The sequence below is a fragment of the Pseudomonas sp. FG35 genome, assembly GCF_057809295.1.
Window position 1 is genome coordinate 80,254 of record NZ_JBMDJR010000002.1, and the last position, 17,139, is coordinate 97,392.

The 17,139-nt window shown below is 59.2% G+C and carries 16 protein-coding genes; 13 read left to right on the forward strand and 3 right to left on the reverse strand.

The window, feature by feature from the left end; translation table 11 throughout:
- Positions 1–4 precede the first annotated feature (4 nt).
- Positions 5–772, forward strand: coding sequence for an FCD domain-containing protein (locus ACODTD_RS04430; RefSeq protein WP_007953782.1), 768 nt, complete (start codon positions 5–7; stop codon positions 770–772).
- A gap of 50 nt (positions 773–822) precedes the next feature.
- On the opposite strand, the gene smpB is transcribed toward ACODTD_RS04430, so the two are convergent.
- Positions 823–1,305, reverse strand: a complete 483-nt coding sequence (gene smpB / locus ACODTD_RS04435) for an SsrA-binding protein SmpB (RefSeq protein ID WP_007953781.1) — start codon at positions 1,303–1,305, stop codon at positions 823–825.
- A 119-nt stretch (positions 1,306–1,424) separates the two neighbouring features.
- On the opposite strand from smpB, the gene ACODTD_RS04440 reads away from it, so the two are divergent.
- From ACODTD_RS04440 to ACODTD_RS04450, 3 genes are read left to right on the forward strand one after another with little or no spacing between them, the layout of a single operon-like run.
- Positions 1,425–2,828, forward strand: coding sequence for a sodium-dependent transporter (locus ACODTD_RS04440; RefSeq protein ID WP_011332389.1), 1,404 nt, complete (start codon positions 1,425–1,427; stop codon positions 2,826–2,828).
- A gap of 7 nt (positions 2,829–2,835) precedes the next feature.
- The gene (locus tag ACODTD_RS04445) at positions 2,836–3,270 is read left to right on the forward strand and encodes a type II toxin-antitoxin system RatA family toxin (protein ID WP_201818980.1); all 435 of its coding nucleotides are present in this window, start codon (positions 2,836–2,838) and stop codon (positions 3,268–3,270) included.
- Positions 3,263–3,577: an RnfH family protein gene (locus tag ACODTD_RS04450; protein WP_011332390.1), complete on the forward strand. Its 315-nt coding sequence runs from the start codon at positions 3,263–3,265 to the stop codon at positions 3,575–3,577. The genes ACODTD_RS04445 and ACODTD_RS04450 overlap by 8 nt, the downstream gene beginning before the upstream one ends.
- A gap of 61 nt (positions 3,578–3,638) precedes the next feature.
- On the opposite strand, the gene ACODTD_RS04455 is transcribed toward ACODTD_RS04450, so the two are convergent.
- On the reverse strand, positions 3,639–4,166 hold the full coding sequence (locus ACODTD_RS04455) for an outer membrane protein assembly factor BamE (RefSeq protein ID WP_011332391.1): 528 nt from the start codon (positions 4,164–4,166) through the stop codon (positions 3,639–3,641).
- A 97-nt stretch (positions 4,167–4,263) separates the two neighbouring features.
- Here ACODTD_RS04455 and fur point away from each other — a divergent pair, with 97 nt between their 5' ends.
- Positions 4,264–4,668 carry a ferric iron uptake transcriptional regulator gene (fur, locus tag ACODTD_RS04460; protein ID WP_011332392.1) on the forward strand — a complete coding sequence of 135 codons (405 nt, stop codon included), beginning with the start codon at positions 4,264–4,266 and terminating at the stop codon, positions 4,666–4,668.
- Positions 4,669–4,743: 75 nt separating this feature from the next.
- Here fur and recN read toward each other — a convergent pair whose 3' ends face one another.
- Positions 4,744–6,417 (reverse strand): DNA repair protein RecN, encoded by a 1,674-nt coding sequence (gene recN / locus ACODTD_RS04465; RefSeq protein ID WP_221615027.1) that lies wholly within the window; start codon positions 6,415–6,417, stop codon positions 4,744–4,746.
- Positions 6,418–6,657: 240 nt separating this feature from the next.
- Here recN and grpE point away from each other — a divergent pair, with 240 nt between their 5' ends.
- The 8 genes from grpE (at position 6,658) to ACODTD_RS04505 (ending at position 17,130) form a co-directional block, all read left to right on the forward strand.
- A complete protein-coding gene (gene grpE, locus ACODTD_RS04470; protein WP_011332394.1) occupies positions 6,658–7,227 on the forward strand; it encodes a nucleotide exchange factor GrpE in 570 nt (189 codons plus the stop codon).
- A 102-nt stretch (positions 7,228–7,329) separates the two neighbouring features.
- Entirely contained in the window at positions 7,330–9,246 is a 1,917-nt protein-coding gene (gene dnaK / locus ACODTD_RS04475; protein ID WP_011332395.1) for a molecular chaperone DnaK, read from the forward strand.
- 297 nt (positions 9,247–9,543) lie between these two features.
- Positions 9,544–10,668, forward strand: a complete 1,125-nt coding sequence (gene dnaJ / locus ACODTD_RS04480) for a molecular chaperone DnaJ (RefSeq protein WP_041475136.1) — start codon at positions 9,544–9,546, stop codon at positions 10,666–10,668.
- A gap of 9 nt (positions 10,669–10,677) precedes the next feature.
- Positions 10,678–11,484, forward strand: coding sequence for a 4-hydroxy-tetrahydrodipicolinate reductase (gene dapB, locus ACODTD_RS04485; protein ID WP_489104561.1), 807 nt, complete (start codon positions 10,678–10,680; stop codon positions 11,482–11,484).
- A gap of 256 nt (positions 11,485–11,740) precedes the next feature.
- Positions 11,741–12,877, forward strand: coding sequence for a glutamine-hydrolyzing carbamoyl-phosphate synthase small subunit (gene carA, locus ACODTD_RS04490; RefSeq protein WP_041475137.1), 1,137 nt, complete (start codon positions 11,741–11,743; stop codon positions 12,875–12,877).
- Between the two features lie 125 nt (positions 12,878–13,002).
- Positions 13,003–16,224, forward strand: a complete 3,222-nt coding sequence (gene carB, locus ACODTD_RS04495; RefSeq protein WP_039769162.1) for a carbamoyl-phosphate synthase large subunit — start codon at positions 13,003–13,005, stop codon at positions 16,222–16,224.
- Entirely contained in the window at positions 16,221–16,697 is a 477-nt protein-coding gene (gene greA, locus ACODTD_RS04500; RefSeq protein WP_064382590.1) for a transcription elongation factor GreA, read from the forward strand. Before carB ends, greA begins: the two co-directional genes overlap by 4 nt.
- A gap of 28 nt (positions 16,698–16,725) precedes the next feature.
- Entirely contained in the window at positions 16,726–17,130 is a 405-nt protein-coding gene (locus ACODTD_RS04505) for an MFS transporter (RefSeq protein ID WP_440780404.1), read from the forward strand.
- The last annotated feature ends 9 nt before the right edge of the window (positions 17,131–17,139 follow it).

Consider the following 17,139-nt stretch of genomic DNA (forward strand, 5'->3'; position numbering starts at 1 on the left):
AGTGATGGGGTTTGATCAGATACGTCAGCGCCGTTTGTCTGATGACATTGTCGAGCGACTGGAAGGGATGATTCTCGAGGGCACGCTGAAGTCCGGCGAGCGTCTGCCGGCCGAGCGGGCACTGGCGGAGCAGTTCGGCGTTTCCCGGCCTTCGTTGCGCGAGGCGATTCAGAAACTGGCGGCCAAGGGCTTGCTGGTCAGCAAGCAGGGCGGCGGCAACTATGTTGTGGAAAGCCTCGGTTCGACGTTCAGCGATCCGCTGCTGCAATTGCTGGAAAGCAATCCCGAGGCACAGCGCGATCTGCTGGAATTTCGTCACACACTGGAGGCATCGTGCGCCTATTACGCAGCGTTGCGCGCCACAGACGTGGATCGTGAACGGCTGACGGCGGCGTTTGAAGAGTTACAGGATTGCTATTCGCGTCACGATGAAGTGAGCCGGGCGGAAGAGGGTGCGGCGGATGCGAAATTCCACCTGGCGATTGCCGAAGCCAGTCACAACGCAGTGTTGCTGCACACCATTCGCGGCTTGTTCGATCTGCTCAAGCGTAACGTGGTGACCAACATCGGTGGCATGTACAAGCAGCGCACGGAAACCCGCGACATGCTGATCACCCAGCATCGGGAATTGTATCTGGCGATTATCGAGGGGCGCGCGGAGCAGGCGCGTGAGGTCTCCAGCCGACACATTCTGTATGTGCAGGAAGTGCTGGAAGAAGTGCGACAGGAAGTGCAGCGCATGGCTCGCGCCGAGCGACGCAAAGGGATGTAAAAAAGACCGCTCCCGTGCCAGGCGCGGGAACGGTCATTCAGGCAGAGGAATCAGTCTTCCTTGCCCTTGTTGCGCACCGCACGCTGCAACTCGCGACCGGCGTCGCGTTCGCGTTCGGTATCGCGCTTGTCGTATTCCTTCTTGCCCTTGCCGAGAGCAATCTCGCACTTGACCATGTGCTTGCTCCAGTACCAGGACAGGCACACGCAGGCGTAACCCTTTTGCTGCACGGCGGCGGCGAGCTTGTCCAGTTCGCGGCGGTTGAGCAGCAACTTGCGGGTACGCACCGGGTCGGCAATGACGTGGGTGCTGGCGGTCATCAGAGGCGTGATGTGGCTGCCGAGCAACCAGGCTTCGCCATCCTTGAGCAACACGTAACTGTCGACCAGTTGCAGTTTGCTTGCCCGCAGACTTTTTACTTCCCAGCCGGCCAGGACCAGACCAGCCTCGAACTTGTGCTCGATGAAGTAATCGTGTCGCGCTTTTTTGTTTTGCGCGATGGTCCCTGTTGGGTGTTTCTTCTGTTTAGCCATAGGGGCGGCATTATATGGAGATAAACGGCTGTCGGCTACGGTGATGCTGCGTGCTTGAGCAGGTTGAGTGAATCCCGGACAATGCGGCCTCTTTTTCTAACGCTTGGGCGTGATAAACGATGTCGACAGACAAGGTTTCTGTCCACGGCAGTTGGGCTAGCCGCTGGGTTTTCATATTCGCCGCGACCGGTTCGGCCGTGGGATTGGGCAGCATCTGGAAATTCCCCTACATGGTCGGGGTCTACGGTGGCGGCGCCTTCGTGCTGATGTTTCTGGCGTGTATCGCGCTGATCGGTATCCCGGTGATGCTCGCCGAAACCCTGATCGGCCGCCGTGCCCGTCAGAGCCCGGCGAATGCCCTGAAGATGCTGGCGCTGGAAGCCGGTCACTCGGGCAAATGGTCGTGGGGTGCGTTCGCCGGGATGATCACGGCGTTGCTGATCCTGTCTTTCTACAGTGTGGTCGGCGGCTGGTCGCTGGATTACATCATTGATATGGGGCGCGGAGATTTTCAGGGGGCTACGGCCGATCAGGTCGGGGCCTATTTTGGCAATGTCATCTCCGACCCCTGGCGCCTGACACTTTGGCACACGGTTTTCATGCTGTTGTCGGCTGTGGTGATCGCCAAGGGCGTGGTTGCCGGGCTTGAGCGCAGCCTGCGGATCATGATGCCGCTGCTGTTCGTGATGGTGCTGGTGCTGCTGGGTTACAGCATGACCACCGGGCATTTCATGGAGGGTGTGCACTTCATGTTCGATTTCCACCCGGAAAAAGTCCTCGACGGCTTGCTGCCGGCCATGGGCCACGCGTTCTTCTCCCTGAGCGTGGGCGTGGGCTCGATCATGATCTACGGCGCCTATATGACCAAGGAAGCTTCGCTGTCCGGTACGGTTGTGGGTGTGGCGTTGCTCGATACCTTTGTTTCGCTGGTGGCCGGTCTGGCCTTGTTTCCGATTGTGTTCGCCGGTGGTTTGAACCCGAGCGAAGGCCCGGGGCTGATGTTCGTCAGCCTGCCATTTGCTTTCGGTAACGTGCTTTTCGGCCAGTTGATGGGCGTGGTGTTTTTCGTTTTAGTGGCGATTGCCGCCTGGAGCTCAGCGATTTCCTTGCTTGAGCCGATGGTCGCCTATCTGGTCGAGCGGACTAAAATCAGTCGTGCCTGGGTGACATTCTGGTTGGCGTTCACCTGTTGGTTCGTTGGCCTGGGCACGGTGTTTTCCTTCAATATCTGGAAGGAAGCCAAATTTTTCGTGAACGATGGCGGGGTGTTCCATCTCTACCAATGGGGTGCGGCCGGTGGCCTGGACTTCTTTGGTGTGATCGACTTCTTCACCTCGCGGATCATGTTGCCGCTCGGCGGGCTGTGCTTTGTGCTGTTTGCCGGTTGGGTGATGGGGCGTGAAGCGGTGCGTGACGAATTGTCGATTCGCAGCCCGGCGCTGTTCGCCCTGTCTCTGTTCTTGATGCGCTATGTGGCGCCCATCGGCATTCTTGTAGTGTTTGCCGCCCAGCTCTGGAAGTGACGCTTACATGACGACACATATTCAACGATCGGCGCTGCTGCCTTACCCGGCGCAATTTCTCTACGACCTGGTCAATGACGTGGCGCGTTACCCCGAGTTTTTGCCGTGGTGCTCGTCTGCAGAAGTCCTGGAAAGCTCGCTCGAGCATATGCGCGCCAGTGTCGGCGTGGCCAAGGGGGGGCTCAGTCAGCACTTCGTGACGCGCAATACGCTGGTGCCGGGGCAGTCGATTGAGATGAACCTGGAGGAGGGGCCGTTCAATCAACTGCACGGCGTCTGGGTGTTCAAGGCGCTGAACGAGAAGGCCTGCAAGATCAGTCTGGATCTGTCCTTCGACTACGCCGGGCCGCTGGTCCGCGCGACGCTCGGTCCTTTGTTCAATCAGGCAGCCAATACACTGGTGGATGCGTTCTGCCAGCGCGCCAAGCAGATGCATGGTTGAGCCGGTGATCGAAATCGAAGTGGTGTATGCCGCCGTTGATCGTCAGGTTTTGCGTGTAATCAGTGTTGCCGAGGGTACGACGGTGCGTGCGGCGCTGATGGCGTCCGGGATTGATGCTGAGTTTCCGGAGCTGGATCTGATCAGTTGTCCTTTGGGGATCTTCGGCAAAGTGATCGCTGATCCTGATGCCCGGCGGGTTCAGGAAGGCGATCGCATCGAGATCTATCGACCGTTGTTGGCTGATCCGAAAGAGGTGCGCCGTCTGCGTGCCGCCAAGGCTGCCGAAGCCAAGGCGCGAAACCAGTAGGGTGGTCGAACGGCAGGCAATAAAAAACCCGGAATTTCCGGGTTTTTTATTGCGTCGCAAATTATTGCGGCGAGGTGTCCAGCGGTTCTGGCGTTGGAACCGGAACGGTTTCCACACCATCGACGTCCTTCTGGATCTGATCCAGCAAGGAGCCTGGCTTGGCCGGTTTTTCCGGTTTCGGCTGCTCGGTGTTCTCAGCAGGAGCGGTCACGCTGGTGCCACTGTCCTTGCCGAGAATGGCTTCGTCACGGCTGACGCCCGGCATGAAGTCACCGGACAGGCTGACAAGACGGTCATTCGAGTCGAAAATGACACTCATGCGTTCCTGCTGGCGTTCACCGCCACCCGGTTGCAGGCTGTACAGATAATCCCAGCGGTTGGCATGGAACGTGTCGGCAAGCAGAGGGTTGCCCATGATAAACCGTACTTGCGGCCGGGTCATTCCCGGGCGTAACTGGTCTATCATGTCCTGCGTGACGACATTGCCCTGCTGGATGTCGATTTTGTAAACCCCGGGGAATGAACAACCGGCGAGTGCGAGCAGTCCCACAAAGGTGAAACTGGTTAGCAAGAGCTTGGTGTTTTGCATCGGTGGGCGACTTCCACTATCTTGGCTGGGACAACGTAAACGCCGATCATACCCGCATTAAGAGAAGCTGCGAAGCAGCATCGCGAGAAAGCTGACCATGGTTGAAAATAGCGAACTACGCAAAGCCGGCCTCAAAGTGACCCTGCCACGGGTCAAGATCCTGCAAATGCTCGACTCTACCGAGCAGCGTCACATGAGTGCCGAGGACGTCTACAAGGCGTTGATGGAAGCTGGCGAGGATGTCGGTCTGGCCACGGTTTACCGTGTTCTGACCCAGTTCGAAGCGGCTGGCCTCGTGGTCCGTCACAACTTCGACGGCGGCCACGCGGTATTCGAATTGGCCGATGGTGGCCACCACGACCATATGGTTAACGTGGAGTCGGGCGAAGTCATCGAATTCTTCGACGAAGAAATCGAAAAGCTTCAGAAGGCGATCGTCGAGAAGCACGATTACGAGTTGGTTGATCACAATCTCGTCCTGTACGTACGCAAGAAAAAGTAAGCATGTCGCGCGAATTTCAGGTTCGCGAAACGAACGAAGGCGACCCGAGGGTCGCCTTCGTGCTTTCTGCGGTTCTTAAACCTTTGCGGTTACGACCATCTTCTTCGCGTGCGCCAAGGACTCTTTGGTCAGATCGATGCCGCCCAACATCCGCGCGACTTCTTCTATGCGGTCATTCTTGCTCAGCTTCGAAACGGCCGTATGAGTCGCCTGCTCGCCACGTACCTTGTGCACGAACAGGTGCTGATGCCCCTGAGCCGCAACTTGCGGCAAATGCGTGACCGTCAGAACCTGTCCGCGATCCCCGAGGCGGCGTAACAATTGGCCGACGATTTCCGCCGTCGGACCGCCAATCCCCACGTCCACTTCGTCGAATACCAATGTCGGTACGCGAGAGGTCTGGGCTGTAATCACCTGGATGGCCAGGCTGATCCGTGACAACTCACCGCCGGACGCCACTTTGGCCAAGGCTTTCAAGGGTTGACCCGGGTTGGCGCTCACCAGCAGCTCGACTTGTTCCAGACCATTGGGTTGCAACTCGCTGCTATTGTTGGCGCGCAGTTCGATGGTGAAGCGCCCGCCGGGCATGCCCAGGCGCTGAATCTCCTGTTCCACCGCGCTTGCCAGGCTGCCGGCTGCCTGATGGCGCAGCTCACTGAGTTCCCGAGCCTTTTCCTGATAGTGGCGGGCATAGGAAGCGAGTTCTTCGGCGAGGCGTTCGATGGATTCATCGTTGGCGTCCAGCGCTTCGATTTCGTCGAGCAGCTTCTGCTGCATCTCTGCCACTTCCGTCGGCTGAATGCGGTGTTTGCGTGCCAATGTGTAAATGGAGTCCAGGCGTTCCTCGAGATATTGCAGGCGCGCCGGATCAGCGTCGAAGTTGTCGAGAAAACGATTGAGCTCGCCGACGGCCTCTTCGACCTGGATTTGCGCACTGGTCAGCAGGCTGCTCGCTTCACCCAGCGCACCCACCGAGCTGTTCACGCTCGACAGTCGGTTGAGGCTGGCCGTCAAGGCATTCAGCACATTGCCGGAATCGCTTTCGCTGCATTGCTCGACCACTTGTCGGCAGATGCCGAGCAGGGTTTCGGCGTTGGTCAGGTTCTTGTGTTGCTGCTCCAGCTCTTCCAGCTCGTTTTCACCGAGGCCGAGGTTTTCCAGTTCTTCGAGTTGATAGCTGAGCAGTTGATGGCGTGCACGCTGTTCGTCGCCGGAGTTGGAAAGGCGTTCCAGCTCCTGGCGAGTCTGGCGCCAGCGCTGGGCGGCCAGGTGAACCTGGCGTGCCAGATCGGTGGCCCCGGCGTACTCGTCGAGCAGGCGCCGGTGGGTGTCGGTCTTGAGCAGGGATTGGTGTTCGTGCTGGCTGTGGATATCGATCAGCAGCTCGCCGAGTGCCTTGAGATCGCCAAGCGGGCAGGGCGTGCCATTTATATAGCCGCGTGACCGACCTTCGGACGTGATGACCCGGCGCAGGATGCACGGGCCGTCGATTTCCAGGTCGCGTTCCGCCAGCCAGGCGCTGGCCTCGGGGATGTCGGCCAGGTCGAAGGTCGCCAGGATATCGGCCTTGTCGGCGCCCGGTCGAACCACGCCGCTATCGGCGCGATCACCGAGCGTCAGGCCCAGGGCGTCGAGCATGATCGACTTGCCGGCGCCGGTTTCCCCGGTAATCACGCTCATGCCGCGATCGAGTTCGAGATCGAGATGTTCAACGATGGCGTAGTTGTGTACGGACAGGTGCACCAGCATAAAGGCCGCTCCCAGGCTTCAGGTCTGGTTATTTATACAGTGTTTTGTTTCGGGCTGACAATGCCCTCGCTTGGATCGATGAGGATGATCCGATCAAATGCCTGTCGCGCCCGGGAATGCCAATGCAGCACTTTTTTGTAGGGTTAATCGTTGTCAGCCCTTGAAGCCTGATTTTGCGGCCCCATATATCGGGGCAGAAGCGCGAATCGAACTCGCGGACGATATTGAAAGGAGAATTCTATGGCTGACGAACAGACAGTAGATACGCAAAATCCAGAAGCCAATCAGGCGCCCGAGGCCTCGGGTGATGACCTGGCGACCCGTGTACAAGTGCTCGAAGAGCAATTGGCCGCCGCGCAGGATCAATCGCTGCGCGTAGCTGCCGATCTGCAGAACGTCCGCCGCCGTGCCGAGCAGGATGTCGAAAAGGCGCACAAGTTTGCGCTGGAAAAATTCGCCGGCGATCTGCTGCCGATCGTCGACAGCCTGGAGCGTGGTCTCGAGCTGTCGAGCCCGGATGACGAAAGCATCCGTCCGATGCGCGAAGGCATCGAGCTGACCCTGAAAATGTTTCACGACACCCTCACGCGCTATCAGCTTGTCGCTGTCAGCCCGCAGGAAGGCGAACCGTTCAATGCCGTGGAGCATCAGGCGATGGCCATGCAGGAAAGTGCTGACCTGGAGCCGAACAGCATTCTGAAGGTGTTCCAGAAGGGCTACCAGCTCAACGGTCGCCTGCTGCGTCCGGCGATGGTCGTGGTCAGCAAGGCGCCGGCGCCAGTTTCGCCTTCGATTGACGAGAAGGCTTGAAATTAGCCGCAAGGCCCCCATTTACAAGTCAAGCGTTTAAGTATTACCGCAGTCAGCCACCACTGCTGCGGCAAAAAAATCCAAAGTTTCGGGAGAGTGAACATGGGCAAAATTATCGGTATCGACCTGGGGACTACCAACTCCTGCGTCTCCGTGCTGGAAAACGGCAAAGCCAAAGTTATTGAGAACGCTGAAGGCGCGCGCACCACGCCGTCGATCATCGCTTACGCCAACGATGGCGAAATCCTGGTCGGTCAGTCGGCCAAGCGTCAGGCTGTGACCAACCCGCACAACACCCTTTTCGCAGTGAAGCGTCTGATCGGTCGCCGCTTCGAAGAAGAAGTTGTACAGAAAGACATCAAGCTGGTGCCTTACAAGATCGTCAAGGCTAACAATGGTGACGCTTGGGTCGAGGCCTCCGGCAAGCAGATGGCTCCGCCGCAAATCAGCGCCGAAGTCCTGAAAAAGATGAAGAAGACCGCCGAAGACTATCTCGGTGAGGCTGTGACCGAAGCGGTGATCACCGTTCCGGCGTACTTCAACGACAGTCAGCGTCAGGCAACTAAAGATGCTGGCCGCATCGCCGGTCTGGACGTAAAACGTATCATCAACGAACCGACCGCTGCTGCTCTGGCTTACGGTATGGACAAGGCCAAGGGCGATCACACCGTGATCGTTTACGACCTCGGTGGTGGTACTTTCGACGTCTCCGTGATCGAGATCGCTGAAGTTGACGGCGAGCACCAGTTCGAAGTGCTGGCCACCAACGGCGACACCTTCCTGGGTGGCGAAGACTTCGACATGCGCCTGATCGACTACCTCGTCGACGAGTTCAAGAAAGAGTCCGGCATGGACCTGAAGAACGATCCTCTGGCCCTGCAGCGTCTGAAAGAAGCCGCTGAGAAAGCCAAGATCGAGCTGTCTTCCTCGCAGTCGACCGACGTCAACCTGCCGTACATTACTGCAGACGCGACCGGTCCGAAGCATCTGAATGTGAAGATCTCCCGTGCCAAGCTCGAATCGCTGGTTGAAGATCTGGTGACTCGTACCATCGAGCCATGCCGCATTGCTCTGAAAGACGCCGGCATCGACGCCAGCAAGATTGACGACGTGATCCTGGTCGGCGGTCAGACCCGTATGCCGATGGTGCAGAAAGCTGTTTCGGATTTCTTCGGTAAAGAAGCACGTAAAGACGTGAACCCGGACGAAGCTGTTGCCATGGGTGCTGCGATCCAGGGCGCCGTTCTGGCCGGTGACGTGAAAGACGTTCTGCTGCTCGACGTCAGCCCGCTGACCCTGGGTATCGAAACCATGGGTGGCGTGATGACCGCGCTGATCGAGAAAAACACCACGATTCCTACCAAGAAATCGCAAGTGTTCTCGACGGCCGACGACAACCAGGGCGCCGTGACCATTCACGTCCTGCAAGGCGAGCGCAAGCAAGCCGCACAGAACAAGTCCTTGGGCAAGTTCGACCTGGCCGATATTCCACCTGCTCCACGTGGTGTGCCGCAGATCGAAGTGACCTTCGACATCGACGCCAACGGCATCCTGCACGTAGGTGCGAAGGACAAGGCGACTGGCAAAGAGCAGAAGATCACCATCAAGGCCAACTCTGGTCTGTCGGATGAAGAAATCCAGAAGATGGTGCGCGACGCCGAGCTGAACGCCGAGGAAGACCGCAAGTTCGAAGAGCTGGCCGCTGCCCGTAACCAGGGTGATGCACTGGTTCACTCGACTCGCAAGATGATCGCCGACGCTGGCGACAAAGTGACTGCAGAAGAGAAGACTGCAATCGAAGCGGCTGTGGTTGCCCTGGAAGCTGCCGTCAAAGGCGACGACAAGGCTGCCATCGACGCCAAGGTTGAAGAGCTGTCGAAAGTCTCTGCACCGGTTGCTCAGAAGATGTACGCCGAACAGGCTCAGCCTGCTGAAGGCGCAGCACCGCACGACGAGAAAGCTGAAAAGGCTGACGATGTTGTCGATGCCGAGTTCGAAGAAGTCAAAGACCACAAGTAAGTTGTTGGTCGCCCGGTTGACTGCCTTGCGGCGGTGACTGGTAGGATGTCGCCGCGCGGGAGCTTGCTCCCGCGTTGGCGTATCTGGAATACGCGAATTTTTACAGCATGCGACAAGCTTCGTGTGTTGGCGGTATGGCCGGGAATGCTCCTGCTTTTCGCGCCGCAAATACCGCATGAACCAAAGACCAGGATCGTTGAATTGACGTGAGTTGGGTCCGGGCCTGTATTGGGGCTCAACGAGTTTGGCGAAGCTCAGGAGGGGTTTGCCGAACGTCCTCAAGAGTATGAAGAACTTATGGCTAAGCGTGACTATTACGAAGTGTTGGGTGTTGAGCGCGGCTCAAGCGAAGCAGACCTGAAAAAGGCCTATCGCCGTCTGGCGATGAAGCACCACCCGGACCGTAATCCCGGTGACAAGGCGTCGGAAGATCTGTTCAAGGAGGCCAACGAAGCCTACGAAGTGCTGTCCGATTCCAGCAAGCGTGCAGCGTACGATCAGTACGGTCATGCCGGCGTCGACCCGAGCATGGGCGGCGGCGGTGCCGGTTTCGGCGGTCAGAACTTCTCCGATATCTTCGGTGATGTCTTCAGTGACTTCTTCGGTGGCGGTCGCGGCGGTTCCCGTGGCGGCGCTCAGCGCGGCAGCGATTTGCGTTACACCCTGGAACTGAACCTGGAAGAAGCGGTACGCGGTACGACCGTGAATATCCGCGTTCCGACGCTGGTCAATTGCAAACCATGCGATGGCTCGGGCGCCAAGAAAGGCTCGTCACCATCGACGTGCCCGACTTGCGGCGGCATCGGTCAGGTACGCATGCAGCAAGGCTTCTTCTCGGTGCAGCAGACCTGCCCGCGCTGCCATGGCCAGGGCAAGATCATTTCCGACCCGTGCGACTCCTGCCACGGCGACGGTCGCGTCGAAGAATACAAAACCCTTTCCGTCAAAGTGCCGGCCGGTGTCGACACCGGTGACCGCATTCGTCTGTCCGGTGAAGGCGAGGCGGGCACTCAGGGTGGTCCGACCGGCGACCTGTACGTGGTGATCAATGTCCGCGAACACGACATCTTCCAGCGTGACGGCAAGCATCTGTTCTGCGAAGTGCCGATCAGCTTCGTCGACGCGGCCCTGGGCGGCGAGCTGGAAATTCCGACCCTCGACGGTCGCGTCAAGCTGAAGATTCCGGAAGGAACTCAGACCGGCAAGCAGTTCCGCGTACGCGGCAAAGGTGTTGCGCCAGTGCGTGGCGGTGGGGCGGGCGATCTGATGTGCCGTGTGGCCGTCGAAACGCCGGTCAACCTGACCCGTCGTCAGCGTGAACTGCTGGAAGAGTTCCGCAGCTCCCTGGCGGACGACAACAGTCACTCCCCGAAAACCACCGGTTGGTTCGACGGTGTGAAACGCTTCTTCGGCGATCTGTAAGGAGTCGGCATGCGACGTATAGCTGTGATGGGCGCTGCCGGGCGCATGGGCAAGATTCTGGTCGAGGCCGTGCAGCAGTGCGCCCCACTGACCGGTCTGACGGCCGCGATTGTCCGCCCTGGCAGTACGCTGATCGGTGTGGATGCCGGTGAGCTGGCTTCGCTCGGTCGAATTGGCGTGCCGCTGTCCGGGAATCTGGAGTCGGTGGCGGAAGAGTTCGATGTGTTGATCGACTTCACCTTGCCGGAAGTGATGCTGAAAAACCTGGCCTTCTGCCGCAAGGCCGGCAAGGCGATGGTGATCGGCACGACCGGGCTGGACGCTGCGCAGAAGCAGTTGCTGGCCGAGGCGGGCAAGGATATTCCGATCGTCTTCGCCGCCAATTTCAGTGTCGGCGTCAACCTGTCGCTGAAGCTGCTCGACATGGCGGCACGGGTGTTGGCGGAAGATGCGGACATCGAAATCATCGAAGCCCATCACCGGCACAAGATTGATGCGCCGTCGGGTACGGCCCTGCGCATGGGTGAAGTGATCGCCAATGCGCTGGATCGTGATCTGCAGAAAGTCGCGGTCTATGGTCGTGAAGGCCACACTGGTGCCCGTGAGCGTGAAACTATCGGCTTTGCCACTGTTCGCGGTGGTGATGTAGTGGGCGATCACACGGTGTTGTTTGCCTGCGAGGGCGAGCGGCTGGAGATCACGCACAAGGCTTCGAGTCGCATGACATTCGCCAAGGGCGCGGTGCGTGCGGCGTTGTGGCTGGATGCTCGCGAGCCTGGTTTGTACGACATGCAGGACGTGCTCGGCCTGCATTGAGATGTTCTGAAGCCGGCGCAAACGCCCTGTTTGTGCCGGTTTTGCTCCGCCGGGCGACGCCCTGTCGCATTCTCTGGCCTTTCAGGCTCATTGGCGGTAGACCAAAAATCCCTTTTTCTGTAAGCTACAGCTTTAGTGTGTCCACTAAAAGCGCGCAGAATAATTCAGTGAAGAAGCGGGGTGACGTGTCCATACGTCACTCCGCTTTTTTACAACCTGCGATTGCCCTTTCATGCGTTATTTACGGGAGGTCTTCTTGACTAAGCCAGCCATACTCGCCCTTGCTGATGGCAGCATTTTTCGCGGCGAAGCCATTGGAGCCGACGGTCAGACCGTTGGTGAGGTGGTGTTCAACACCGCAATGACCGGCTATCAGGAAATCCTTACCGATCCTTCCTACGCCCAACAGATCGTTACCCTGACTTACCCGCACATCGGCAACACCGGCACCACGCCGGAAGACGCCGAGTCCGATCGCGTCTGGTCCGCTGGGCTGGTCATTCGTGACCTGCCGCTGGTAGCGAGCAACTGGCGTAACACGATGTCCCTGTCCGATTACCTGAAAGCCAACAATGTTGTGGCGATCGCCGGTATCGACACCCGCCGCCTGACCCGCATCCTGCGTGAAAAAGGCGCACAGAACGGCTGCATCATGGCCGGCGACAACATCTCCGAAGAGGCGGCCATCGCCGCGGCGCAAGGCTTCCCGGGCCTGAAGGGCATGGATCTGGCGAAAGTCGTCAGCACCAAGACCCAATACGAATGGCGCTCCACTGTCTGGGATCTGAAAACCGACAGCCACGCGACCATCGAAGCCTCCGAGCTGCCTTACCACGTGGTTGCCTACGACTACGGCGTCAAGGTCAACATCCTGCGCATGTTGGTCGAGCGCGGCTGCCGCGTCACTGTCGTTCCGGCACAGACCCCGGCGGCCGACGTGCTGGCCTTGAAGCCGGACGGCGTGTTCCTGTCCAACGGTCCTGGTGATCCGGAGCCTTGCGACTACGCGATCCAAGCGATCAAGGAAGTGCTGGAAACCGAAATTCCAGTCTTCGGCATCTGCCTCGGTCACCAGCTGCTGGCTCTGGCCTCCGGCGCCAAGACCCTGAAAATGGGCCACGGCCACCACGGTGCCAACCACCCGGTGCAGGATCTGGACACTGGCGTCGTGATGATCACCAGCCAGAACCACGGTTTCGCGGTTGACGAAGAAACCCTGCCAGCCAACGTCCGCGCGATCCATAAATCGCTGTTCGACGGCACCCTGCAAGGCATCGAGCGCACCGACAAGAGCGCGTTCAGCTTCCAGGGTCACCCTGAGGCGAGCCCGGGCCCGAACGATGTGGCCCCTCTGTTTGACCGCTTCATCAACGAGATGGCCAAGCGACGCTAAGCGCTCGCCTTGAGACTGTAGCGAGAAGCCCTTGAGGGCGGCCCCGGAACCGGCGGCCCCCTCGGGACTTCAGAAATCGATCAAGACGGCTTGCCGACTGACCTGCGGATTTGAGTGACAAACCCATGCCAAAACGTACAGACATTAAAAGCATCCTGATTCTCGGCGCTGGCCCGATCGTTATCGGCCAGGCCTGCGAATTCGACTACTCCGGCGCCCAGGCCTGTAAAGCCCTGCGCGAAGAGGGTTACCGCGTCATCCTGGTGAACTCCAACCCGGCCACCATCATGACCGACCCGGACATGGCCGACGCGACCTACATCGAGCCGATCAAATGGCAGACCGTTGCCAAGATCATCGAGAAAGAGCGTCCGGATGCCGTGTTGCCAACCATGGGCGGCCAGACTGCTCTGAACTGCGCCCTGGACCTGGAGCGCGAAGGCGTTCTGGAGAAGTTCGGCGTTGAGATGATCGGTGCCAACGCCGACACCATCGACAAGGCTGAAGACCGTTCGCGTTTCGACAAGGCGATGAAAGCCATCGGCCTGGAATGCCCGCGTTCCGGTATCGCCCACAGCATGGAAGAAGCCAACGCGGTGCTCGAGCGCCTGGGCTTCCCGTGCATCATCCGTCCGTCCTTCACCATGGGCGGCACCGGTGGCGGTATCGCTTACAACCGTGAAGAGTTCGAAGAAATCTGCGCCCGTGGTCTGGACCTGTCGCCAACCAAAGAGCTGCTGATCGACGAATCGCTGATCGGCTGGAAAGAATATGAGATGGAAGTTGTCCGCGACAAAAAGGACAACTGCATCATCGTCTGCTCGATCGAAAACTTCGACCCGATGGGCGTGCACACCGGTGACTCGATCACCGTTGCCCCGGCCCAGACCCTGACCGACAAGGAATACCAGATCCTGCGTAACGCCTCGCTGGCGGTGCTGCGCGAGATCGGCGTCGAGACCGGCGGTTCCAACGTTCAGTTCGGTATCTGCCCGGACACCGGCCGCATGGTCGTGATCGAGATGAACCCGCGTGTATCCCGCTCGTCGGCTCTGGCCTCGAAAGCCACCGGTTTCCCGATCGCCAAGATCGCGGCCAAGCTGGCGGTCGGTTACACCCTCGACGAACTGCAGAACGACATCACCGGCGGTCGTACCCCGGCGTCCTTCGAGCCGTCCATCGACTACGTCGTGACCAAGCTGCCGCGCTTCGCTTTCGAGAAGTTCGCCAACGCTGATGCGCGCCTGACCACTCAGATGAAGTCGGTCGGTGAAGTCATGGCCATCGGCCGTACCTTCCAGGAATCCCTGCAGAAAGCTCTGCGCGGTCTGGAAGTGGGTGTTTGCGGTCTGGACGAGAAAGTCGACCTGAGCAACCCGGAAAGCATGAGCGTGCTCAAGCGCGAACTGACTGTGCCGGGCGCCGAGCGTATCTGGTACGTGGCGGACGCTTTCCGCGCCGGCATGACCGTCGAAGAAATCTTCGGCATGAACATGATCGATCCGTGGTTCCTGGTGCAGATCGAAGATCTGATCAAGGATGAAGAGAAGGTCAAGACCCTCGGTCTGTCCGCTATTGACCGCGATCTGATGTACAAGCTCAAGCGCAAAGGTTTCTCCGACCAGCGTCTGGCCAAGCTGCTGGGCGTCACCGAGAAGAACCTGCGCACTCACCGCCACAAGCTGGAAGTGTTCCCGGTCTACAAGCGCGTCGACACCTGCGCGGCCGAGTTCGCCACCGACACCGCCTACCTGTACTCGACCTACGAGGAAGAGTGCGAAGCCGCGCCGTCCGGTCGCGACAAGATCATCATCCTCGGCGGTGGCCCGAACCGTATCGGTCAGGGCATCGAGTTCGACTACTGCTGCGTTCACGCGGCACTGGCGCTGCGCGATGACGGTTACGAGACCATCATGGTCAACTGCAACCCGGAAACCGTTTCCACTGACTACGACACTTCCGACCGTCTGTACTTCGAACCGGTGACCCTGGAAGACGTGCTGGAAATCTGCCGCGTCGAGAAGCCGAAAGGCGTGATCGTCCAGTACGGCGGCCAGACGCCTCTGAAACTGGCTCGCGCCTTGGAAGCAGCCGGCGTGCCGATCATCGGCACCAGCCCTGACGCCATCGACCGTGCCGAAGACCGTGAGCGCTTCCAGCAAATGGTCGAGCGTCTAAACCTGCGTCAGCCGCCAAACGCTACCGTGCGCAGCGAAGACGAAGCCGTTCGCGCTGCCGCGAAAATCGGTTACCCGCTGGTGGTGCGTCCGTCCTACGTACTGGGCGGCCGGGCGATGGAAATCGTCTACAAGGAAGAAGAGCTCAAGCGTTACCTGCGTGACGCGGTGCAAGTGTCGAACGACAGTCCGGTGCTGCTCGACCACTTCCTCAACTGCGCCATCGAGATGGACGTGGATGCGGTCTGCGACGGCAAGGACGTAGTGATCGGCGCAATCATGCAGCACATCGAACAGGCGGGCGTTCACTCCGGTGACTCCGCGTGCTCGCTGCCGCCGTACTCGCTGCCGGCACACATCCAGGACGAGATGCGCGAACAGGTCAAGAAAATGGCCCTGGAACTGGGCGTGGTCGGCCTGATGAACGTTCAGTTGGCGCTGCAGGGCGAAGACATCTACGTCATTGAAGTCAACCCGCGTGCTTCCCGTACCGTACCGTTCGTGTCGAAGTGCATCGGTATTTCCCTGGCAATGGTCGCGGCTCGCGTGATGGCCGGTAAAACCCTGAAGGAAATCGGCTTCACCAAGGAAATCATCCCGAACTTCTACAGTGTGAAAGAGGCGGTGTTCCCGTTCGCCAAATTCCCTGGCGTTGACCCGATCCTCGGCCCAGAGATGAAGTCCACCGGTGAAGTGATGGGCGTCGGCGACACCTTCGGCGAAGCCTTTGCCAAAGCCCAGATGGGCGCCAGCGAAGTGCTGCCGACCGGCGGTACCGCATTCATCAGCGTGCGCGATGATGACAAGCCACTGGTTGCAGGCGTGGCCCGTGATCTGATCAACTTGGGCTTCGAAGTCGTCGCCACTGCCGGCACTGCCAAGCTGATCGAAGCCGCAGGTCTGAAAGTGCGTCGCGTGAACAAGGTGACCGAGGGGCGTCCGCACGTGGTCGACATGATCAAGAATGACGAAGTCACTCTGATCATCAACACCACCGAAGGTCGTCAGTCGATCGCTGATTCGTACTCCATTCGTCGTAATGCCTTGCAGCACAAGATTTACTGCACCACCACCATTGCTGCTGGCGAAGCTATCTGTGAAGCGCTGAAGTTCGGTCCCGAGAAGACCGTACGCCGCTTGCAGGATCTACACGCAGGATTGAAGGCATGAATAAATACCCAATGACCGTCCAGGGCTCCAAGGCCCTGGAGGAAGAGTACGCTCACCTGACCAAGGTCGTTCGTCCGAAGCTTAGCCAGGACATCGGTACGGCCCGCGAGTTGGGTGACTTGAAAGAAAACGCCGAATACCATGCCGCTCGCGAACAGCAAGGCATGGTCGAGGCGCGGATCCGTGACATCGAAGGTCGCCTGCAGAACGCGGTGATCATTGACGTGACGACCATTCCGCACACCGGCAAAGTGATTTTCGGCACTACCGTCGAAATCGCCAACGTCGAGACTGATGAAAGCGTGACTTACCAGATCGTGGGTGAGGATGAGGCGGACATCAAACTCGGCAAGATTTCCGTCGGCTCGCCGATCGCTCGCGCCTTGATTGCCAAGGAAGAGGGCGATACGGTCGTCGTGAAGACGCCAGGTGGCGTTATCGAGTACGAGATTGTCGAAGTCCGTCACATCTGAGGGTGGGCGCCTGCTGCATGCGGGCGCAATGCTCTGGCAACTGGCCCAGATGTTGTGGGTCGGTGGCCTGTGGCTGGTACATCTCGGTCTGCGACCGGTGCTGGGGCAAATCGGCCTGGCACCGCTGTTGATCGATGAAGTTGCAAGTACGTTTGAAGTGGCGGTGGTGGGGTTTGCCGTCGCGTGCGTGATATTTCAGGCTTTGGTGCTGGTACAGGCCGAGGGCCTTGACAGTCTATGGCGGGATTTTCGCGGGCAAGTGTTGCTGATGGCGTTGTATGCGTGTGCGATGTTTGTCGCAGTGCGTGGCGGCTGGCCGGATGCGCAGCGCTGGCAGGTGTTCAGCTTTCTCGTGTTGGGTTTTTCCGGGCTGGTGCTGGTATTGCAGCCGGTGCCGGGATGGAGTGGCAGGGTGCGCGAAGCACACCCTTGACCCTTGCCA